This window comes from Puniceibacterium sp. IMCC21224, assembly GCF_001038505.1.
Classification (GTDB): domain Bacteria; phylum Pseudomonadota; class Alphaproteobacteria; order Rhodobacterales; family Rhodobacteraceae; genus Puniceibacterium.
The window spans coordinates 1,068,474-1,089,579 of sequence record NZ_LDPY01000001.1; the positions used below are offsets into that span (position 1 = coordinate 1,068,474).

Consider the following 21,106-nt stretch of genomic DNA (forward strand, 5'->3'; position numbering starts at 1 on the left):
ACTTGGCGCGGGGCAGGGGCCGTCTGTCAAACGCTTATGTTGGAACGAGGGGCAGAATTGCGCTGCGCCACGCCTTGGCGCAGCGCAATGCGTCAGTAATCTTTTTCAAAGAACACACCGATCCCGGTGTTGCCGTCACTGCCTGCGGACCCGCGCGCGGTGATGTTCGGGGTAACCTGAAGGTTCAGGTTGATCGAACTGCCGCCATTCGCATCCACGGTCACATCGGAATATATCTTTTCCGTCAGGTATTTGCCGACCCGCAATTCAGTTGTGCCATCGGCCGCTGTTTGCACGTCCAGATCATCGACGCCAAAGCTCATCCGCAGCTTATCCACGATGCCGTTGCCGCCGCGCCCGACCAACGTATTGACCGCCGCCGCGATCCGCAGCGCCTGAAACGCCGAGATTTCGCTGACATCGCGACCAAAAAGCAGCATTGCCAGCACCTCATCCTCGGGCAATTCCGGGCTTGAGGTGATCGACACTTCGGGTTCCGATACGGGTCCGCTGATCACGAACTGGATGGTGGTGTCGTCGCGGCTGGTTTCTGCGACCACCTGGATCTCGGGGTTCAGATTGCCCTGAAGCACGATCGAGGCTTCGGACAAGGCGATCCGCTGGCCAAGGATGTCCAGACGCCCGCGCACCAGATCAAACCGTCCCAGCGGTTCGATATTCTGGATTGTCCCGCCCAGGCGCAGTTCTCCTCCCAATTCGGCATCCAAGCCGCGCCCCCGGATAAAGATCCGCGACGGGGCCTGAATCAGCAGATCAAGGCCGTAGTTGACGCCGCTGCCCCCACCACCTGCGCCCCCGCCGGCCTGCTTTTCAATCAGTCCGGCGCGTTCACGCGTCAGTCGCGAGGCGGTGGGTTCGTTGACATGCCTGAGGGCAAAGCTGCTGCCCGCTACGCCACCGCCGGTCGACGGCACCCGCACCTCAACCGGCCCCAACTGGATCGCGCCAGCCAGCCGGGCCGTCGAGGCAAGCGACCCTTGCAGTGTCAACTGACCATCAAGGGTGGTTTCAAACAGACCGGGGTCCGCCGCCACGACCTGATTTATTGCAATCGCAAGGTCGCCGTTGAAGGGCGCTGACAGTGTGACCGGGCCTGTGGCGCGCACCCGACCACCATTGGTCACGGCCGCGTCGACGTCCAGATTGGCCCGCCCGCCGGCCAGTTCAATCCGCGCATTGATGTCCGACAACGATTGCCGCGCTGCCGGGACGACAAAGGTTGCCCCCGATGCGGTCACAGCGCCTGACAACGCCTCAAGCCCGGGTCGTCCGTTCAGCCGCAGATCGAAATTTGCCTGACCGGTGATGAGGTTAGGTTCCAGAAATGGGTTGATCAGCGCCAGCGCCGCCGCGCCGGTGATGCCAAGGTCAGCCTGACTGGCGTCCGGGGCCACGGTGCCGCCGACCTGGGCGGTGATGCCGCCCGGCCCAGTCAGGTCGGCATTGATACGATAGTCGCTGCCAGCAGCAAGGGCAGACCCGCGCGCCGTCACCGGACCGGGAAAGCCCGGCACAAACAGCGCCAGATTGCCCAGCTCGGCGTTGAAGTCGAGCGCGGTGTCCGCCCCGCCATAACGACCGGACGCATCGGCGCTGACCTGCGGATTGGCCAGATCAAAGGTACGGATTGTAAGCACGCCGTCTTCCGTGCGTTCGGCGTCGAGGGTCAGCGTGGTGCTCCCGGCAATCAGCTTGTCAGCCTCGGCGATGCCGCTGCCCAGATTTTGCGCCGTGCCGTCCAGTTTGACGGCAAAGGTCTGGTCCGTCAGGTGATATTGCCCGGATCCGGTGAAATCGAAACCGCCGCGCAGAGGGCGGTTGACCAGCGCGCCGTAGGGGGCAATCGAGTCCGCACTGACCTCGCCCGATCCGCGTACCAATCCCGGAGTGCCATCTTCGACGGTGGCGACAATCTCGCCGCCAAAGGCCAGTCCGCCGGGGCCCGACGCGGTGACATCCAGCGTATAATCATTGCCGGTTTGCGTCAGCGACCCGCTGGCCTGCGCCGAACCAGTGAGGCCGGGCACCACAAGCGCCGTGTCCCTGATTTGGGCGTCAAAGCTGGCGACGCTGCCACTGTCGCGGATCACGCCATCTGCGCTTAGTGCGGCGGCGTCGGTTTCGACATCAAGGGTGCGGATGCTGATCCCGTCAGCATCGCGTGTGGCATCAACATTCAATCGCCCGCTGCCGGTCAGCAAACCATCCGCCTGCGCGATGCCGGTTTTCAGATCCTGCGTGGTGCCGGTGGCGGTGGCGGTAAAGAACTGTGTCGTCGGGTCGAAACTGCCCGATCCAGTGATGTCCAGCCCGCCGCCCAAGGGGCGCTTTGCGAGTTCAGCGTAGGCCCCCAGATCGGTTGCACGCAGGCTGCCCGCGCCCCGGATCAGGCCCAGCGTGCGGTCGATCACGGTTGCGGTTACATCCCCTGACAGCGCCACACCACCGGGGCCGTTGCCCTGCGCATTGAGCAGATAGTCGTTGCCAGTCTGCGTCAAGGTCCCCGTCAGTCGCGCCGGTCCCGAAAGACCGGGTGCGATGACTGCGGTGTTGACCAGCGTAGCCTCGAATTCGGCGGTGCTGTCCTGATCTGCCAGTACGCCCTTGCCGGTGATCGACGCGGCGTTGGTCGACACATCAAGATTGCGCAGCATGATACCATTGTCATCGCGCGACGCATCCAGCGTGATCTGACCGGGCCCCCGCAGCAGGCCGTCCGCCTCCGGGATGCCGGTGCGGATGTCGCGGGTGTCGCCGGTCACGCGGGCGTTGAAGAACAGTGTTTCTAGCTCAAAACTGCCGGTGCCGGACAGATCAAACCCACCACCCAACTGCCGCCCCGCAAGGGTCGAGAACGGAGATAGCGCATCCGCCTTGAGGCTGCCGGTGGCGGTGATCCGCCCCGGTTTGCCATCGACCAGTGGCACATCCACCCGACCATCAAAGACCGCGCCGCCGGGACCGGTGGCATCGGCGGCCAGCGTCCAGGTATCGCCCGCCTGATCCAGTGTCCCCTGCACCCGTGCAGGGCCGGACAGGCTGGGTTCAACCAGGCCCGCGTCCCGCAATAGGGCCGTGAATCGCGCAGCAGTTGCCCCGGTGCGCAGCACACCTTCGGCGGTGATGTCGGCGGCGGGGGAGGACATCTCAAAATCGCGCAGAACAACGCCCGTGGTGTCGCGGGCCATATCGACGCGCAGCACCGTCTCACCCGCGAGCACGGCGTCAGCTTGCGCTATGCCGGTTTTCAGGTTGCGGGCGCTGCCCGACACAGTGCCATCGAACGTTCCGCTCAGCGGAGCCGCGTCGGCGACCACGGTCACATCGACAGCACCGCCCAGCGGGCGTCCTGCCAGATCAGAAAACCGCGAAACGTCCTGTGCGGCAACCTGCACATCTGCGGTGACAGTGGGGTTAAAGTCGCCCTGAATGCCGCTCAGGCTCATGACGCCGGTCAGGGCATAGTCATCGCCTCGCAGCGCAAGATTGGTGATGTTAAGCGGCGCGTCCTCGGTCCAGTTCAGCGCGATCACCCCGTTCAGCGACGATCCCAGCGCCGCCTGAAAGGCGGGGTCGGTCGGCGACAACCCGTCCGCTACAATGTCGAATTGTCCCGCCAAGGCGCCCAATGCAGAACCCTCACCGCGGGTCAGCGAGCCAGAGCCATTGATCGTCGCCGTGTCGAAGGACAGATCCTGTCGCACAAGCCGATCAACAGCAAAATCCGCAGTCCAGTTGTCGCCTTCAGCGGCATTGTAGGCCACGTTCAGATCAACGCCGTTGACCCGAGTGTCAACGCCGGGCACCGGCAACAGCACCGGCTCGCCATCCGGCAGGGCCAGACGACCGCTAAGTGCCACGATCTCGGGCCACTTGTCGGGCCCCAGCGCCACATTGCCCTGTAACCGCACCGCCTCAGAGACAAGATCAAGCGTGTCGATGACCAGACGTCCGTCGTCGAAAGTGTCGCCGCTGACCGTAAGCGACAGGTCCGGCCCAAAGAAGGCGCGGTGCTCTTGCTCCAGCAGGGGGCGCACGTCGCCCGCCAGCCGCGCGCCAAACGCACGGCCCGGTGTGGCAGCGTCAGCGGGCAGGGCCGCCAGTGTGACGCGCCCGGTTAGGCGGTCGACATCCTCGGTGCTTAGCCCAAGGTCGGCCGCAAAATCATCGAGCGGACCTTCGCCCTTGACGGTCAGCGCCAGCGGCGGGCCGTCGGGCAACCCAGTCAGCGTGGCGAGCAAACCATTCGGCCCCTCGATCAGCGACAGGTCAACCGCCAGAACGCTGGTTTCGTTGGCGAAGCTACCCTTTAGCGCCAGGGTGCCTGTGGCCCCGTCCAGTCGTTCGACGGTCAGATCGGCGGTGCCCTCACCACCGGCAAGACTGGCGGAACCGTTCAGTGACACTTCGGCGGCGATGCCGATCACCGGCGCGCCCAGCGTGACGCGGGCAATCTCAAGCAGGTCGATCTGGACCGACACCGGCAGATCCGGCAGGCTGAATGGCTTGGCTTCGGGGTCGGGCAGATCTTCGCCCGCCGTGGGCAGGCGCGGCAACAGGATTTCCTGGGCCGACAGCTCGGCGATGGAAATCCGACCGCGCAGCAGCGCCGCGCGGTTCCAGTCCAGTCGAACCTCGCGCAGGGTCAGCCAGATGCCGTCATCGTCGGCAATCGTCAGCTCTTCGATGGTGGCTTGCGAGGACAGCGCACCGGCAAACCCCTTGATCCGGATATCGCGCCCGGCCCCCGACAGGTTATCCTCAAGCAAGGCTTGAAGGTAGCCGCGATCCTCGTCTTCGGTCTGCGCGACAATCGGTGCGCCAACCACCAGAACCGCAGTGATGGCGACGGGTAGAAGTATGCGTTTCAAAACGATTGTCCTATGCCGATGTAGAATTGCACGCCGTCGCTGGTTGATCCGCTGATCGGCGCCGCCACGTCAAAGCGGATCGGCCCGATCCCGGTGTTGTAGCGCAGTCCCAGACCGCCGCCTGAATGCCATTCGCCGGTGCCGTCATAAAAGCTCTCGGAACCGATATACCCCGCATCGACAAAGGCCACCGCCCCCAGTGCCCCACGCAGCAAGGTGCGGTATTCCAGCGACGCGCCGACAAAACTGCGTCCGCCAGTGCTGTCACCGCCCCCCAGATCCACATCCAGAGATTTATAAGGCTGGCCCCGTACGGTGCCGCCGCCGCCACTGGTGAACAGGTATTCTGGCAAGGTTTCATCAATGTCCGATCCCATGACCGACCCGAATTGGAGACGTGCAGCTATGGTCTGGCTGTCATCTTCGCTGAACGATTTGTAGGCGCGCAAATCTGCCTTGGCGCGCGCGCCGCTGGCTGACCCGGACAGGCCGATATAGGGCAGCAATTCGACCTTGGCGTAATAACCGTTCTTGGCATCCAAGGCGTTGTCGCGTTCGTCCAGCGTGACGGTGGTGGGCAGGGTCAGCAGGGTAAAGGTTCGGTCGCCCAGATCGTCCTGGGTTTCGGAATAAAGAAAGCTCAGTCCGGTTTCGGCCGACAGTTCATTGGTGTAGATCCGCGATACACCGAACCCCAGTTCAATCCGGTCCGAGATATAGGTTGGTTCGTCTTCATGCGCGATCTCGCCCAGAAGATATCCATCAGTGTCGCCGCCATAGATCGCCGGTACGCTCAGCCGTGAGGTCAGTGAATAATCCATACCACTTGTCGAGCTGCCGATATTGGCAATCTCGGCATCAAAGCGCAGCCGTTCAGCGCCGCCAAAGATGTTGCGGTGCATCCAGAAACCGGTCAGCGCCACCCCGTCGAGCGACGAAATCTCGAACCCGGCGCCGATGCGGCGGGGCTTTTCATCCACCACCGAGATGCCAATATCGAGGGTATCGTCCGGGTTCGGTACGTCGGCTTCGGTCACCGCGACCGACGAAAACGCGCCGGTGCGCCGCAGCCGCGCCGCAGCCTTGTCCACTTCTTCCGGGTCGAAACGTTCGCCCTGTGGGATATCGGCGATGCGGCGGATCGTGTTGCTTTTGACCGCGCTCTCTGTGGTGGTGCCGGTTTTTCCGAACCGCAGCTTGGGGCCGCGATCCACCCGGATCACTACGTCCAGAATGCTTTTCCTGTGATCGGCGGTGATCTCCTGGCTGGCGATGCTGGCCTTGGCAAAGCCCTTGTCGCGCCAACTGGAAATGGCGACATCCAGCGCCTCGCCAACCTTGCCGCTGCGGGCGCGGCGCGTGGTGGCAAAATCTTCGGGCAGGACGGCATCGGGTGACAGCGGCGCGATCTCGGCGCGGCCAAAGCGGAAAGGTTTGCCGGGATCAATTATGATCTCGATGTTGTCGATGGTTTTGGGCACCGAAAGCAACGGAATGTCGGCGGCCTGACGACCATCGACCAGAACATCGACCCGGCCGTCATAGAACCCAAGCGCGTACAGCGTGCTTAGCATGTTGCCATATTCTGAAAGAGCCGCAGCAAAAAGATCCTGCGCATCGGTGGTCCCGTCGTCCAGCGCTGACTGCACGACCGAGGATGCCTTGAGCACCGAGCGCATCTCGTCATCATCTCGGTTGACGCGGATCTTGACCTCGTCAACGGCATTGGCGGGCGCGGGAACCACGATGGCACAAAACGCCATGCCCACCAATCCGAAAACACCGGATTTGTACTGTCCAATCATGCCCATATCACCGATCCCACCGCATTTTTTGTCTATTCTAGCGGTGGCCGACCGCATCGGCTACTAAGGATGTATCACTTTTCGTTTGTTTCCACCCCTCCCGGACCAAGCCATTGATCCGCAAGCGGATTACTTTCTGCAGGTGCGGCGAGGGGAGGGATTCCAGTGTGTTGGGCGTCATTCACCGCGCGGATCTGCGCCGTGTCTCAGGCTGGGGCAAAGAGATCGCCAAATTCATCGCGCAGCAGGTTCTTTTGCACCTTACCCATGGTGTTGCGCGGCAGTTCGCCAACCACCACCAGCTTGCGCGGATGTTTGAACCGGGCGAGGCTTTGGCGGACCTGCGCGTCGATTGCTTCAAGGTCCGGTGTCGCCCCCTGCGCGGGCACCAAAACGCCGACAACCGTTTCGCCAAAATCCGGGTGCGGCACGCCGATCACCGCGCTTTCCAGCACACCAGGCTGATCATCAAGCAGCAGTTCAATTTCTTTGGGGTAGATGTTGTAGCCGCCCGAAATGATCAGATCCTTGTTGCGCCCGACGATCGAGATATAGCCGTCCGCGTCGATCTGCCCCAGGTCGCCGGTGATAAAGAACCCGTCGGCGCGCAACTCTTCGGCGGTCTTTTCCGGCATCTGCCAATAACCGGCAAAGACGTTGGGTCCACGCACCTCGATCTGGCCGATCTCGCCCTGCGGCAGCTCTGCGCCTGTGGCGGGATCGGTGATCTTCAGCTCGATCCCCGGCAGGGGAAAGCCGACTGTACCGGCCCTGCGGTCGCCGTCATACGGGTTAGACGTGTTCATGTTGGTTTCGGTCATGCCATAGCGTTCAAGGATGCGGTGGCCCGTGCGGGCCTCAAAGCTCACATGCGTTTCTGCCAGCAGCGGGGCCGAGCCGGACACAAACAGTCGCATATGCCGGGTCAGGTCGGCGTCAAAGCCTGGCTCGTCGAGCAGCCGGGTGTAGAATGTCGGCACACCCATCATAGTGGTTGCGCGAGGCAAAAGACTGATGGCCCGTGCGGCGTCAAACTTGGGTTCGAACAGCATCGCGCCACCGGCAGCGAGCGTGATGTTGGTGGCGACAAACAGTCCATGCGTGTGAAAGATCGGCAAAACGTGCAGCAGTACATCGTCGGCGGTGAACTGCCAGTAATCGACCAGCATCCGTGCATTCGACAGCAGGTTGTCCTGCGTCAGCATTGCCCCCTTGGAACGGCCAGTGGTGCCCGAAGTATAGAGGAACGCCGCAAGATCCGAGATGTTCCGCGCGACCGTATCAAAGTGCTCGGACAGGATGGCCGCGTCGTCGCTAAGGCTGCCGGTGCCGTCGCCGTTCAGCACTCGCAAGGCGATGCCGCAGCTTGTGGCCAATGGCTGCAACGCTTCGGCTTTGGAACCGTCGCAGACCAGCAGCCGCGCGCCCGAGTTTTCGACGAAATAGGTGACTTCCGGTGCCATGTACCCGGTGTTGAGCGGCAGAAACACCACCCCAGCCTGCACGCAGGCCGCATAAAGTGCCAGCGCCTGCGCCGATTTGTCGACCTGCGCCGCCAACCGGTCGCCGGGGCGCAGGCCCAGGTCCGTCACGGCATGGGCGTAGCGCGCTGTCATCCGCAGGAACTGATCATGCGTCAGGGTGCTGCCGTCGGGCAGGTGCAGAAACGGGGTATCCTGTCCGGCGTGGCGTCCGAACAGCGAATCATACAGGGGGTTGGCCATGAACTTCAGTCCTTATGTATTCTGTGGCACAATTGCAGCGGCAAGATTTCTGACCTCGGACGATGCCGCAATCTTGCCTGTCGCGGCAAAGCCTTCGTGGTTTTGGGTGATCTGGCGCAGGTCATAGAGATAGTTAACCATGACGCCACCGGATTGTGCCAATCCGTTGGGCGATGTGTCCGCACCGGCGTGAATGGCATGGACCTGTGCGCCGTTGCCCAGATGGAACCGCGCCACCGGATCAACCGGGCCGCCGTCGGGCCGCTTGGCCAGTGTCAGGTAATGCGCGGCAAGTTGGCGCTGGCGCACCGGGTCGGCGTCGATGCTAAGCCCCTGACTGTCCAGCCAGCGCATCAGACCGGGGATTGGCGACAGGGTGACATAAGTTTTCAATCCCGGAAGGTCGCGCGATAGATCCGCCACCACCTGTTTGATCAGCGAATTGCCGAACGAGATGCCGGCCAGCCCCGACTGGCAGTTCGAGATCGAATAGAATACCGCCGTGTCGGCATCACGCGCCGCAAGTTCGGTGCGTGTGCCCGACAGCAGTGCCTGTACCGACCCCGGCACACCGCGGGTCAATGCCACCTCGACAAAAATCAGCGGCTCGCTTGGCATTGACGGGTGGAAGAACGCAAAGCAACGCCGGTCCGTCGGGGCTAGCCGTCCGCGCAGATCTTCCCAGCTGTCAATGGCATGGACTGCCTCGTAGGCGATGATCTTTTCCAGAATCTCGGCCGGGCTTTCCCACGAGATTGGGCGCAGCACCAGAAAGCCGCGATTGAACCACGAGGCAAAGAGATGCCTCAGGTCCAGATCCAGCATGGCGAATTCCGGGTTCTGCGGGATCATGCGCAAAAGATCGCTGCGCATGTCGACCAGTTGCCCGGTTGCGCCCGGCACCTGATTAAGTCTGCGGGCCAGTTCCTGACGCGGAGGTTCGGACACGGCCATGTAGGCGCGGTAACTGGCCTTGTCAGGCGTGACTTCATAGTCGTCGAGCGCGGTGCGCACCTGGGCCACGTCGATGCCCTGCGCCTGCGTCAGCCAGGCAAAGAACGCCCGCTTGTCTTCCCACTCTAACCCGGCGTAGCGATCGAGGATCAGCCGTGCCAGCGCCATGCCGGACACTTCGCCGACGTTGCCCAGCAGGTCGGTACACAGTTCCTCAAGGGTGCGGCCCTTGCGGTCGGGTGCGCCCGCCCCGCGATAGCGCAGATCAAAGACCGAGTTCATCAGATCGGCAAGCAGGCTCACAATGCGACTCCCATAACTGCATCGGGCAGCCATGTGGCGAGGCCCGGAAACAGGCACAGCAGAACGATGCCCAGCACCATACATGCGACGTAGGGCAAGGACCCCATCAGGATGGTGCGCAAGGAGATATCGGGCGCAATGCCATTGATGACATACAGGTTGAGCCCGACCGGCGGTGAGATCAAGCCGATCTCCATGTTGATGGTCAGCACAACCGCAAACCAGATCGGATCAAAGCCAGCCGTGGTGATGATTGGCAACAAAATAGGCGCGGCCATAAGGATCACCGCCACGGGCGGCAGAAAGAAGCCCGCGATCAGCAGAAACACATTCACCGCCGCCATCAACACCCAGCGGTTCACATCCAGTGTACCGATCCATTCAGCAATGCTCTGGGTGATGAACAGCGACGACAGCATGTAGCTGAACACGCCCGCGGCTGCGACGATGAACAGGATCATCACGCTTTCACGGGTTGAATCCCGCAGCACCACCCACAGGTCGCGCGGGTGCCACATCCGATAGATCAGCACGGCGATCACAAGGCACAGCAGCGCGCCGACGGCTGCCGTCTCGGACGGCGTGGCGATGCCGCCATACATGGCATACAGCACACCAAGGATGATAAAGAGGAAGGGCAGGACCTTTGGCAGGATCTCGAACTTCTGCTTCCAGGTGTAGGTGGTGGCGGTCAGCACGCGGGCATCGCCGGACTTCCAGGTGGCATAGATTGACCATGCCATGAACAGTGCCACAAGCATCAGCCCGGGAAACACACCCGCCAGAAACAGCCGTCCGATCGAAGATTCTGTGGCGATGCCGTAGACGATCATCGTGACCGACGGCGGGATCAGAATACCCAGCGTGCCGCCTGCCGCAATCGACCCTGCCGCCACGCCATCGGGATAGCCACGCTTGCGCATCTCGGGGATACCCATCTTGCCAATTGCGGCGCAGGTGGCGGGCGAGGATCCCGACATTGCGGCAAACAGAGCACAGGCGCCAAGGTTTGAAATCACCAGACCGCCCGGAATGCGCGTCAACCAGCGCTCCAGCGCCTCGTAAAGATCGGCACCAGCGCGGGTCGAGGCGATGCTGGATCCCATGATGATGAACATCGGGATCGACAGCAGCGCAAAATTGTCGAGCTTGCCAAACAGGATTTCGGGCATCAGCTCAAGCGAGCGCATCCCGTCAAAGGCCATCAGGAACCCGGCTGACACGATCAGCAGGCCAATGGCGACCGACACGCCCGAAAACAGAACAAATATCGTTGTCAGCGCGACGAGCGCGCCCAGTACCAGCGGATCCATCAAATATCTCCTGCCGCGCGACCGGCCAGGCCCTCGGTTTCAATGCCAAAGGGTTTGTCGATACCGACGACAACCGCGTAAAGGTCTGCCAGCAGTTGCAGCAGTAGTAGTCCCAGGCCGATGGGCAGTGACAGGTAGGGTTTCCACAACATCACGCCCCAGACAGTGTCGGACCGCCAGCCGCGCGCCCAGGCAAAGTGCCAGAAATCAACGGCGTAATATAGCATGACCCCGATGATCAGCGCCGACATTGCCAGCGTGATTACCGCCAATACCCGCCGCGCGCCCATCGGCAGCGCCAGCGGCACCAGATCGACGTTCACATGCCCGCGCAACCGCTGCACATAGGGCAACCCGACCAGCGTGGCCGCGATCATCAGATAAATCACCGCTTCGGTCTGCCAGACGGTCGACCCGTTCAGCACAAAGCGCACAAAGATCATCTGGCAGGTGATTGTCACCGCAGCCACGATCATCGCCGCCGAAACCCAGCCCGCAAAGGTCGAGATTGCCGCGACGGCCCGCAGAAATGGATTGTTACCGGTGCGCGCCGCACCTGCCGAAGTTGCACCGGACATCGGGGCTCCTTTTTCGGATATGGGATGCCGGGGCACCCGCTGGGCACCCCGGTGATTGGTTCAGATCACTCGACAGCGAGCGCAAGGTCGAGCAGCGCCTGACCGTTGGGTGTGTCTTCAACAAAAGCCTTGTACGAGGTTTCCGCCGCCAATGCGCGCCAGGCGTCGAACTCTTCGGCGGTCATGTCGTCGATTTCGACGCCGTTGTCGGCAAAGATCTTGCGGCTGTCGGCATCTTCTTTCTTGGCCTCATCAAGATAGAAGGCCTGTGCCTTGGCCGATCCGGCTTTCAGCGCCGCCTGCTGTTCGGCCGTCAAACCCTCAAAGGTGGATTTGTTCATCAGAAGCGGCTGATACATGAACCAAAGGGCATATTCGCCCGGCGGGGTGTAGCAGGCGACCTGCTCGTAAATGCGGTAGCTGACAAAGGACGAGGACGAGGTGTTGGCCGCATCCAGAACGCCGGTCTGCATGGCATTGTAGATTTCGGAACTGGCCATCGACGCGATTGACGCGCCAGCCCCGGCCAGCATCTGCTCAAACGCTTTGCCTGCGGCGCGGGTCTGCTTGCCCTTCATGTCCTCGATTGCGGTGATGCAGCCATCCTTGCCGGCGAAACCGCCCGCCAGATAGCCATGCACCAGAACCATGACATCATCGCCTGCCATTGTCTCTTCAAGGGCGTCCATGAACGGGCTCGACGTCAGGCGCGCGGCGTGGTCGTGGTTCTTGACCAGACCCGGCATCAGGGTGAGGTTGTAGGCGGGTTGCTGCCCGCCCGCATAGCTGAGCGGCAGCACAGTCATGTCAAGCTGACCGCGTGACAGCGGTGTATACTGCTCGCGCGCCTTGAAAAGCGATTGCGAGCCAAAGATCTTGATATCCAGATCGACATCCGCGGCGGCGACTTCGTCGGCCACGATCTGCGCCACCTTGTGGCGCACATCGGAATTGGACCACTGGTGCGACAGGCGCAGTTCTGTGGCATGAACGGTTGAACCGATGGCGGCGACAGTCAGCGCGGCCAGGGCGGTCTGCAATGTGTGTTTCATGGTTGTCCTCCCAGACTGTCCCTCCTTCCTCCCGGAGAGACTTGGGCAAAACGTCCGGGATTCCGCATTCAGAGTCAACCGTATTGTATACAAGAAATACCTTCTTGCCGACAATGACGCCGATCTCTAGGCTGGGTGCATGGAGAAAATGCGTCCAAACGAGATTGCCGATACGCTTGAAGAGTTGGTTTTTACCGGCAGTTTCAACGATGGTGATCGTCTGGACGAAATCCGGCTTGCTGCGCGGTTTGGCGTATCGCGCACCCCAATTCGTGAGGCATTGCAACGTCTTGTGGCCAGCGGCCTGGCCGAGCAGATCCCCCGGCGCGGGGTCTTTGTGCGTCAGCCCGGTCCGGTCGAGCTGCTCCAGATGTTCGAAACCATGGCCGAGATCGAAGGCGTCTGTGGTCGCCTTGCCGCCGCGCGGATTTCCGACATCGCCTTGCAGGATCTTGAGCAGACCAACCAGCGGTGCGAACAGGCGGTCGCGGCGCAGGATCACGACGGCTACTACCGCGAAAACGAATATTTTCATCATGTGATTTATCACCAGACAGGGAATGGGTTTCTTGAACAAGAGGCGCTGCGTTTGCACCGTCGGCTCAAACCATTCCGCCGCCTGCAACTGCGCTGGCGTGGACGCATGTCGCAGTCGATGGCTGAACATCAGCGCATCGTCACCGCATTGCGCGACGGCGACGGCACGGTGGCCAGCGAAACACTGCGCAATCACGTCGCCGTGCAGGGCGAGAAATTCCACCAGCTGATCGCCAGCCTGAAGATGGCAGCGCAGTAGCGCCCTGTCGCCCTATGGCCCTGGAAATGTTTCGCGCCAGCGTCGGATAAACCCCTCGCGCTTTTGCCGGTCCATCGCGACCAGCAGCGACGGCGTCAGGCCGATGGGCCGCAACGCGGTTTCGTTCATCGCTTCTTCGCCGCCATCCAGCAGCGGTGCGATCAGCAGGGCGCGGGTCAGCGCGGCCTGACCGCCGGGCGACAGCACATACTCCAGCAACGCCTGAGCGGCCGCCGGATGTTGCGCACCGCGCGGGATCATCAGCGCCCGCGACAGCACCAGCGTATAATCCTGCGGCACGGCGATGCCGATCCGGTCGTCATCCTGCGCAATGGCCAGCGCGTAAGAGCCCAGCACATTGTAGGCCAGCAGATAGCGCCCTTCGGCCACGCCTCCGATGATCTCGGCAGAACAACAGGTCGCCACGGCACCGCTGCGTCCCAGAGATTCCAGCAAAGCACCAAAGGTTGTCGCCTCGCGCGAATCCATGAAGGCAAAGAGATAGCCCAGCCCCGACGTTTCGATGTCATAGGTCGCGACCCTGCCACCATAGCGCGAATTTTCGGGCCGCAGCAGATCGAGCAGGTCGAACCGTGTGCGCGGCACCTCTGCGGGGGGCACCTGGGCGCGGTTGTAGACCATCACGGCGGGTTCGCGCGTGATGCCCCATAGCTCGTCCCGCCAGCGCAGGGCCGGGGACAGCGCCTGCGTCCCGGCGGATCGGTAGGGCGCGGCGCAGGATGCGTTCACCAGCGCAACCATCTGTTGCACACCCGAGCTGATGACGGCATCGGCGGGTGTCTGGCCGTTGCCGCAATCAGCCAGACTGAGGTCATAGAGGTTGTTCGATCCCCATTGCTCATAGCGGACAGCCAGCCCGGGCACGGTTGCCAGAAAGGCGTCCATCACCGGGCCAAACACCGTGATATCGGTGGTGGAGCGTACCAGTATCTCGGTTGTGGCGGTGGCGGGTCCAAAGCGGGCGACAGCCTCTTGTCCCTGCGCGGGCAGGGCCAGAGAGAGCCACAATAGTACCCATCGCATCAGTGTACCTCCTGCAAGGGCAGGATCAGCGCAGCGCGAAATCCGTCCGGCCCCGGTGCCAGTTCCAGACGCCCGTCAAACGCCTCGGCCACGGCGGCGGCAATTGACAGGCCCAGCCCGGCGCTGTCGCCCTTGGATGCGGCTGTCCGGGCAAAGCGGTCAAATCCTTGCGCGTGCATGTCCTCTGCGGGGCCGGGGCCCGCATCCTTGACCCAGAGCAGGCCGTGCCCGGCCTCTTGCGACGCGCCGATCCGCACCGGTGCTTGCCCGTGTTTCAGCGCATTGCCCAGCAGGTTGCGCGCAGCTTCAGCCAGCGACAGCGGATCGCCCAGCACTGTCACCGGGTCGGCGCCGATATCCAGCCGCACCTCGGCCCCTGGTGCCAGCAACGTGTGATCCCCGGCCTCGAACACTACGAGCGCAACATCGCGCAGATCGACCTGTTCACGGCGCACGGAATCGATGCGGTGGATCACCAGCGCGCGGCTTAGCATCTGATCCAACAGCCGGCCCAGCGCCACCGACCTGCGGTGGATCCGTTCGACCAGCGCGCGGCGGCGGTCCTCGTCCGGCTCATCCGCGGCAAGGTCAGCCTGCGCGCGCAGCGCCGCGACCGGCGTGCGCAACTGATGCGCGGTGTCCGAGATCAGTGAACGCATTGCCCCCATCTGCCGATCCAGCCGCGCCATGAAGCCGTTCAGCGCCTCGATCATCACAGCGGCTTCGCGCGGGGCGTCCGGGTCCATCGGGGTCAGGTCATAGGGGTCGCGCGTGGTCAGGGTCGCGCCGATGCGGTCCAGCGGCTTCAACGCTTGCCGCAGCACCAGCCATGCCAGCGCCAGCAACACCGCGCCGAACAGCCCCAGCGCCAGCAGCGCCTTGCGTGTGAGGTCCAGCGCCAGAGCCTCGCGGGCGCGGACGGTCTGGCCGACGATGACCTGTACCGTGCCCGACAGCGACCGTTCGGCAAAGCGGCGCGTCAGGGCGGCATAGCGCGCGGTTTCGCCCAGAAAGGGCGCGTCATAATACACCAGCGTCGCGCCGCGAGTTGCAGATGGTGGTGACACGTCGTCAAAGCCGGTCAGCGTATCGCCATTGGGGCCGATCACGCGGTAGGCGATGCGATCATCGGGCGCCAGCGCCAGCAATTCGAATGCCGACACCGGCAGATCCACCACTGCGCGCCCGTCCTGCACCGTAACCGACGCGGCGATGTCGCGCGCTGCGCCGACCAGCAGCCGATCATAGGCCTCGCGTGCGGCCTGCCGACCATAGGCAAAGGCCGCCAGCGACACAAATATCCCGCTCAGTATAAGCAGAGCGGCAAAGGCCAGCGTCACCCGCGATGTCAGCGACAGCCGCCGCAACGCGCGAACCCGCCTAATCATCCGCATTCAGCCGGTAGCCCAGCCCGCGCTGGGTTTCGATGCCGATCCCCGTGCCGGACAGTTTCTTGCGCAGCCGCGCGATATACAGCTCGATCGCATTCAGGCCGACGTCTGCCTCGTCGAACGAAAACAGCCCCTCGAACAGCCGCTCCTTGTTCATGATCCGGCCACGGTTGCGCACCAGCATGTCGAACAGCGCAAACTCGCGCCGGGTCAGCGGCACCGGCGCGCCGTCGCGGTGCAGCGATTTGGCCGCAGCGTTGTAGGTCAGGGTGCCAACGGCGATCTCTTCGCTCAGCGGGCCTTGCTCGCGGCGGTGCAGGGCATGGATGCGGGCCTCAAGCTCGCGCTGATCAAACGGTTTCACCAGATAGTCATCCGCCCCAAGGTTCAGCGCCGACACCCGGTCATCGACCGAAAACTGTGCCGTCAGCATCAGCACCGGCGTTCGGTCCCCCTGTGCCCGGCGTTCGTTCAACAGCGTGGTGCCCAGCCCGTCGGGCAGGTTGATGTCGAGTACGATCACGTCATAGCCCTGTACATCCAGAAACCCCCGCGCCGCGTCCAGCGTGTCGGCCACGTCACAGGCGATCCCGGCGCGGTCCAGCCGCACCGCGATGGCATCGGCCAGATCGCGCGTATCCTCGACCAGCAACAGGCGCATGGTTTGGGCATCCTTTCGTCGTTCGCCCAGTCTTGGGGCAAAATGTGAAAACCCTCAACCTCTGACAGGTTGGTGACAGGTTCACGCCCTATGACGGGACAGCCTTCGCGCATCGGGGGGCCGGGATGCCCCCGGAGGATGCACGTCGGACAGGATTCCGGGCCAGCCCCGGACCCATGGATCATAGGAGGAGAGACCCATGACTTTTACACCCACACGTGGCCTGATGGCCGCAGCGTTTCTGGGACTGTCAGCGCTGGGCGCGCAGGCGCAGATGTTCACACCCGAAAATCCGGAATGCATCGCACCGGCCAACCCCGGCGGCGGCTGGGATTTCACCTGCCGTCAGGTCGGCAAGTCGTTGCAGGATCTTGGGCTGCTGGACGGTACGATGCAGGTTGTCAACCTTGCCGGTGGCGGCGGAGGCGTGGCCTATGCCGAAGTCGTCAACAAGCAGAACGACAACAATGATCTGATCGTCGCCGCATCAAGCGCCACGGCCACCCGTCTGGCGCAGGGCGCATATCCCGGCAACACCATGGATCAGGTCCGTTGGGTCGCGTCGGTTGGTGCGGATTATGGCGTGATCGCCGTGGCGGCTGACAGCGCGATGGAGTCGCTGACCGATCTGCTGGACGCGATGAAGAATGACCCGACCTCGATTTCGGTTGCGGGTGGGTCGGCGGTTGGCGGCTGGGATCACCTCAAGGTGCTAATCGCCGCAAATGCCTATGGTATCGACGATGTGCGCACCGTGAAATACATCGCCTTTGATGGTGGCGGTGAGGCGGTGACCCAGCTTTTGGCTGGTTCGGTTCAGGCCTTCACCGGCGACCTTTCCGAAGCCAAGGGCTTTGTCGACAGTGGCGATATCAAGGTGCTGGCGGTCCTGTCGCCCGAACGTCTGGCAGGCGAATTCGACAAGTTCCCGACCGCGAAAGAGCAAGGCGTAGATGCCATCGGTGCCAACTGGCGTGGTTTTTATGCCCCTGGCGGCATGTCGGACGAAGCATATGACGTCTGGGTCGCCAAGATCGGCGAACTCTATGCCTCGGACAGCTGGAAAGCGACGATGGCCGCCAACGGCATGGCGCCGCTCGACCTTCAGGGTGCCGCATTCGAAGAGTTTGTTGCAGGCTCTGTCGCGCAGATCGAAGGCATCTCACGCGAGATCGGCATCATCAAGTAAGCCATCAAGCCGATGCTGACCCGGGCCGGCGCGCAGTGAGGCGCCGGTCTATCCCATTTGGCCGCGCCGCAAGGCTGGCGTTGCCACCATCCCCGCATACCCCTTCTTGAAAGGAGTTCCCATGAGCGACCGTATTTTCGGAGCCATCGGCCTCTTGCTGGCCCTTGGCTATGCCTTTGCCGCCCTCTACATCGAAGAAAGCTTTCTTTCGGATGCGGTTGGTCCCAAGGCGTTTCCGCTGATTATTGCCGCCGTTCTGGCGTGTTCATCGCTGGCTATCATCCTGCGCCCCGATCCCGAACCGATGTGGCCCGGCCTGCCGCGACTGCTGGAAATCCTGTTTGCGGTGCTGGTGATGGTGCTCTATGCCACGCTGCTGCCCGAAATCGGCTTTGTCATCGCCACCGCTGTCGCCGCCGCCTATCTGACCTGGCGTCTGGGCACTGCGCCGCTGTGGTCGCTGGTGGTGGGGATTTCGACCTCGGTCGGGATCTACATCGTGTTTCACCTGATCCTTGGACTGAGCCTCGCGCGCGGCCCGCTCGGATTTTAAGGAGCGATTTACATGGAAACTCTTTCCTCACTTGCCGATGGCTTCGCGATCGCGATGACCTGGCAAAACCTCCTGCTGGCGGCGCTTGGCTGCTTTCTGGGCACGATCATGGGCGCTTTGCCGGGGCTCGGCCCGTCGAACGGCGTCGCGATCCTGATCCCGCTGGCGTTTTCTCTGGGTCTGGATGCAACACCTGCGCTGATCCTTTTGACCAGCGTCTATTACGGCGCGATGTATGGCGGGCGAATCTCGTCGATCCTGCTGAACATTCCGGGGGATGAACCCGCGATGATGACCTGTCTCGACGGCTATCCTATGGCGCAACAAGGTCGCGCCGGTGAGGCGTTATCGCTGTCGGGTGTCGCATCCTTTATCGGCGCGTTTTTAGCCACCTGGGGTCTGATACTGCTGGCGCCGCAGCTGGTCAAGATCGCGCTGCTGTTTGGTCCGGCGGAGTATTTCGCGCTGTTCACGCTGGCCTTTGCCACGCTGGGCGGCGTTAGTTCGACCAATCAGGCGAAATCGGCCTTTGCCGCCGCACTGGGCATCGGGCTCGCCACCATCGGCGTTGATACCCAGACCGGCGTGCCACGGTTCACCTTTGGCGAGGTGCATCTTTATGATGGCATCGACTTCCTTGTCGCCATCGTCGGTCTGTTCGCGCTGTCCGAGGTGTTCATTTTCCTCGAACACCGCCACGGCAGCGCCGATGCCGAGGGCAAGAAGATCGAGATCGGGCGCATCACACCGTCATGGTCGCTGCTGAAATACTGCATGCCGACCATGCTGCGCACGTCGTGTCTGGGCTTTCTGGCCGGGGTTTTGCCGGGGGCAGGGGCATCGCTGGGGTCGTTCATCAGCTATTCGATGGAGAAAAAGCTGGTCGACAAGGACGGCACCTTTGGCAAGGGCGATCCGCGCGGTGTGGCAGCCCCCGAGGCGGGCAACAACGCCGCCGCCGGTGGCGCGCTGGTGCCGATGCTGGCGTTGGGTGTGCCGGGGTCGGGGACCACGGCGGTGCTGCTGGCGGTACTGCTGTCGCTGAACATCACGCCGGGGCCGCTGCTGTTCACGCAGAACCCGGATGTGGTCTGGGGCCTGATTGCGGCGCTGTTCATCGCCAACTTCATGCTGCTGGCGATGAATATCCCGATGGTGGGCATTTTTACCCGCGTGCTGCTGGTGCCGCCGCGCATCCTGATGCCGATTGTCGCGATGGTCAGCTTTGTCGGGATCTACGGCATTTCGGGATCCAGCTTTGATCTGCAGGTGATGATCGGGTTTGGCGTGATGGGCTGGGTCCTGCGCAAGTTCGACGTGCCGCTGGTGCCGATCATCCTTGGCACGCTGCTGGGCAACGCGATGGAGAACAATCTGCGCCGCGCCGTGACCATCGACAACGGCAACTGGTGGACGCTGGTCGATTCGCCGTTGGCGTTGGGCCTGTGGACGTTGGCCATCGTCGGCTTCATCCTGCCGCTGTTCTTTGGCAAGATCGTCAAGGCTGGCATGACCCGCAAAGCAGATGCCGAAGGGTCAACGCGCGACTGAGCCGGATCATTCATGCACCTCACAATGGCGCAGCGAGAAATCGTTGCGCCATTTGACATGCGATCTCTATCCCCAAACTTACGTGTCGCGACCGGTTTGAAGGTCACACGCCCCGCAATACATTCAGGGCCACTGCACAATGGCAAAGCGCTAATCTGATCGGCACTTGGCGTTGTCGTCTGCGTGCAGTCGACCTGAAAATCGAATAATGGCGCAATTTATCATTGTCGCATTTTTATGGGGTATCGGAATCCCGCCCGTAGATATGGCTCATACCAATCGCAACTCCAGCGCCCCGCAACACCTAGATTTGGCATATAAATAACCGCAGCGCCATCTTTCCGGACAGATTCTATTTGTTGACACAGCGCAGTTTTTGGTTCCTGCTGCCACGTGGGAGAATCATTTTTAGATTTAATATTTTATTTTGGAGGGAAATTTTGTGTCAAAATTCGGAAAATCCACGCTAGCGGCCGCTGCATTTCTGGCTCTGACTGCGGCGTCGGGGTCGGCGGCAACATTGTACCAAGCACCTGCAAATGTGGTCGGTGGCTACTGCCCGACTTGCGCTGGTACAGCGACGACGCTGGGCGACGATATCAGTCTGGATGGCGGCCCTGCGCGGCTATCACAGCTGACTTGGGATACGTCCAATTATGGCACAGATTACAACGCTGACATTGTGGTCGAGTTCTTTAATGTCGATCTGAGCGGCGCTTTCCCGGCATTGGGATCGCTGATTGCGTCGCAAACAACAACCCACTTTCTGACCGGACAAGCGAGTGGCAACACGCGCAGATCTTTTGTCGACATTCTTCTCGACCTGGTTGTGCCAGAGCGGTTTATCTACACGATCAGCGTAGAGAACAACAATGGCGGCACCAATTGGAACATGGCCGGGCAACTCACTGATAGCGCGGTAGGAGAGGATGCCACTTTAGCCGACGCACAGGTTGGTACCAACCACGAGACTGACTATTTCTTTGCAGATTGGGTTTTGGCACCGGGGACGGATACGGCGGCGTTGTCTGTTGGCCGGATGGGTATGGGGGCATTCCAGCTTGGTTTGCCAGGCAGCGAGGACGCGGCGGCGTTCAGCAATGTGACGCCGAACGTGACATTTCAGGGGACGTCGCTTGCCGCGGTTCCACTTCCGGCGGGTCTGCCGTTGCTGATTGCTGGGTTGGGTGCGTTGGGCTTGATGCGGCGTCGACGCAATCCGGCCTGATACTCATTTTATTGTCAGCGTCGAAGCGATGACGTTCGCTGACAATGGCGGTGCGCTTTTTTCATTGGTCTT

General features: G+C 62.1%; 15 protein-coding genes. 5 read left to right on the forward strand and 10 right to left on the reverse strand.

The genetic code is table 11. The annotated features are described in order from the left end of the window. Positions 1-92: 92 nt before the first annotated feature. From IMCC21224_RS04970 to dctP, 7 genes are all read right to left on the reverse strand, one after another. Positions 93-4,892 (reverse strand): translocation/assembly module TamB domain-containing protein, encoded by a 4,800-nt coding sequence (locus IMCC21224_RS04970; RefSeq protein WP_047994409.1) that lies wholly within the window; start codon positions 4,890-4,892, stop codon positions 93-95. Beyond that, positions 4,889-6,703: an autotransporter assembly complex family protein gene (locus IMCC21224_RS04975; RefSeq protein WP_231582017.1), complete on the reverse strand. Its 1,815-nt coding sequence runs from the start codon at positions 6,701-6,703 to the stop codon at positions 4,889-4,891. Before IMCC21224_RS04975 ends, IMCC21224_RS04970 begins: the two co-directional genes overlap by 4 nt. A 200-nt stretch (positions 6,704-6,903) precedes the next feature. Further along, entirely contained in the window at positions 6,904-8,421 is a 1,518-nt protein-coding gene (locus tag IMCC21224_RS04980) for a malonyl-CoA synthase (RefSeq protein ID WP_047994410.1), read from the reverse strand. Positions 8,422-8,433: 12 nt separating this feature from the next. After that, the gene (locus IMCC21224_RS04985) at positions 8,434-9,678 is read right to left on the reverse strand and encodes a malonyl-CoA decarboxylase (RefSeq protein WP_047994411.1); all 1,245 of its coding nucleotides are present in this window, start codon (positions 9,676-9,678) and stop codon (positions 8,434-8,436) included. Further along, a complete protein-coding gene (locus IMCC21224_RS04990) occupies positions 9,675-10,991 on the reverse strand; it encodes a TRAP transporter large permease (RefSeq protein WP_047994412.1) in 1,317 nt (438 codons plus the stop codon). The genes IMCC21224_RS04985 and IMCC21224_RS04990 overlap by 4 nt, the downstream gene beginning before the upstream one ends. Further along, complete coding sequence (locus tag IMCC21224_RS04995) at positions 10,991-11,569, reverse strand: TRAP transporter small permease (RefSeq protein WP_047994413.1); 579 nt, start codon at positions 11,567-11,569, stop codon at positions 10,991-10,993. The genes IMCC21224_RS04990 and IMCC21224_RS04995 overlap by 1 nt, the downstream gene beginning before the upstream one ends. Positions 11,570-11,634: 65 nt before the next feature. After that, the gene (gene dctP / locus IMCC21224_RS05000; protein WP_047994414.1) at positions 11,635-12,621 is read right to left on the reverse strand and encodes a TRAP transporter substrate-binding protein DctP; all 987 of its coding nucleotides are present in this window, start codon (positions 12,619-12,621) and stop codon (positions 11,635-11,637) included. Positions 12,622-12,760: 139 nt separating this feature from the next. On the opposite strand from dctP, the gene IMCC21224_RS05005 reads away from it, so the two are divergent. Next, the gene (locus IMCC21224_RS05005) at positions 12,761-13,417 is read left to right on the forward strand and encodes a GntR family transcriptional regulator (protein WP_047994415.1); all 657 of its coding nucleotides are present in this window, start codon (positions 12,761-12,763) and stop codon (positions 13,415-13,417) included. A 12-nt stretch (positions 13,418-13,429) separates the two neighbouring features. Here IMCC21224_RS05005 and IMCC21224_RS05010 read toward each other — a convergent pair whose 3' ends face one another. Genes IMCC21224_RS05010 through IMCC21224_RS05020 form a run of 3 tightly spaced genes read right to left on the reverse strand, consistent with a single transcriptional unit; the run spans position 13,430 to position 16,513 of the window. Continuing rightward, complete coding sequence (locus IMCC21224_RS05010) at positions 13,430-14,461, reverse strand: ABC transporter substrate-binding protein (protein ID WP_047994416.1); 1,032 nt, start codon at positions 14,459-14,461, stop codon at positions 13,430-13,432. Further along, a complete protein-coding gene (locus IMCC21224_RS05015) occupies positions 14,461-15,855 on the reverse strand; it encodes a sensor histidine kinase (RefSeq protein ID WP_231582018.1) in 1,395 nt (464 codons plus the stop codon). Before IMCC21224_RS05015 ends, IMCC21224_RS05010 begins: the two co-directional genes overlap by 1 nt. Further along, positions 15,842-16,513: a response regulator transcription factor gene (locus tag IMCC21224_RS05020; protein WP_047994418.1), complete on the reverse strand. Its 672-nt coding sequence runs from the start codon at positions 16,511-16,513 to the stop codon at positions 15,842-15,844. Before IMCC21224_RS05020 ends, IMCC21224_RS05015 begins: the two co-directional genes overlap by 14 nt. 199 nt (positions 16,514-16,712) lie before the next feature. Here IMCC21224_RS05020 and IMCC21224_RS05025 point away from each other — a divergent pair, with 199 nt between their 5' ends. The 4 genes from IMCC21224_RS05025 (at position 16,713) to IMCC21224_RS28440 (ending at position 21,034) form a co-directional block, all read left to right on the forward strand. Next, entirely contained in the window at positions 16,713-17,702 is a 990-nt protein-coding gene (locus IMCC21224_RS05025) for a tripartite tricarboxylate transporter substrate binding protein (protein WP_047994419.1), read from the forward strand. A gap of 121 nt (positions 17,703-17,823) precedes the next feature. After that, entirely contained in the window at positions 17,824-18,255 is a 432-nt protein-coding gene (locus IMCC21224_RS05030; RefSeq protein WP_047994420.1) for a tripartite tricarboxylate transporter TctB family protein, read from the forward strand. A 12-nt stretch (positions 18,256-18,267) separates the two neighbouring features. After that, complete coding sequence (locus IMCC21224_RS05035) at positions 18,268-19,806, forward strand: tripartite tricarboxylate transporter permease (protein WP_047994421.1); 1,539 nt, start codon at positions 18,268-18,270, stop codon at positions 19,804-19,806. Positions 19,807-20,248: 442 nt separating this feature from the next. Beyond that, complete coding sequence (locus IMCC21224_RS28440; RefSeq protein WP_231582019.1) at positions 20,249-21,034, forward strand: VPLPA-CTERM sorting domain-containing protein; 786 nt, start codon at positions 20,249-20,251, stop codon at positions 21,032-21,034. Positions 21,035-21,106: the final 72 nt, after the last annotated feature.

Bases quoted from the DNA above. Each gene is read 5' to 3' on its own strand.
- IMCC21224_RS04975 (WP_231582017.1), bottom strand. From the start codon at position 6,703: ATGGGCATGATTGGACAGTACAAATCCGGTGTTTTCGGATTGGTGGGC.
- IMCC21224_RS05015 (WP_231582018.1), bottom strand. From the start codon at position 15,855: ATGCGGATGATTAGGCGGGTTCGCGCGTTGCGGCGGCTGTCGCTGACA.
- IMCC21224_RS04980 (WP_047994410.1), bottom strand. From the start codon at position 8,421: ATGGCCAACCCCCTGTATGATTCGCTGTTCGGACGCCACGCCGGACAG.
- IMCC21224_RS05030 (WP_047994420.1), top strand. From the start codon at position 17,824: ATGAGCGACCGTATTTTCGGAGCCATCGGCCTCTTGCTGGCCCTTGGC.
- IMCC21224_RS04990 (WP_047994412.1), bottom strand. From the start codon at position 10,991: ATGGATCCGCTGGTACTGGGCGCGCTCGTCGCGCTGACAACGATATTT.
- IMCC21224_RS05025 (WP_047994419.1), top strand. From the start codon at position 16,713: ATGACTTTTACACCCACACGTGGCCTGATGGCCGCAGCGTTTCTGGGA.
- IMCC21224_RS05035 (WP_047994421.1), top strand. From the start codon at position 18,268: ATGGAAACTCTTTCCTCACTTGCCGATGGCTTCGCGATCGCGATGACC.
- IMCC21224_RS05005 (WP_047994415.1), top strand. From the start codon at position 12,761: ATGGAGAAAATGCGTCCAAACGAGATTGCCGATACGCTTGAAGAGTTG.
- dctP (WP_047994414.1), bottom strand. From the start codon at position 12,621: ATGAAACACACATTGCAGACCGCCCTGGCCGCGCTGACTGTCGCCGCC.
- IMCC21224_RS04995 (WP_047994413.1), bottom strand. From the start codon at position 11,569: ATGTCCGGTGCAACTTCGGCAGGTGCGGCGCGCACCGGTAACAATCCA.
- IMCC21224_RS05020 (WP_047994418.1), bottom strand. From the start codon at position 16,513: ATGCGCCTGTTGCTGGTCGAGGATACGCGCGATCTGGCCGATGCCATC.
- IMCC21224_RS05010 (WP_047994416.1), bottom strand. From the start codon at position 14,461: ATGCGATGGGTACTATTGTGGCTCTCTCTGGCCCTGCCCGCGCAGGGA.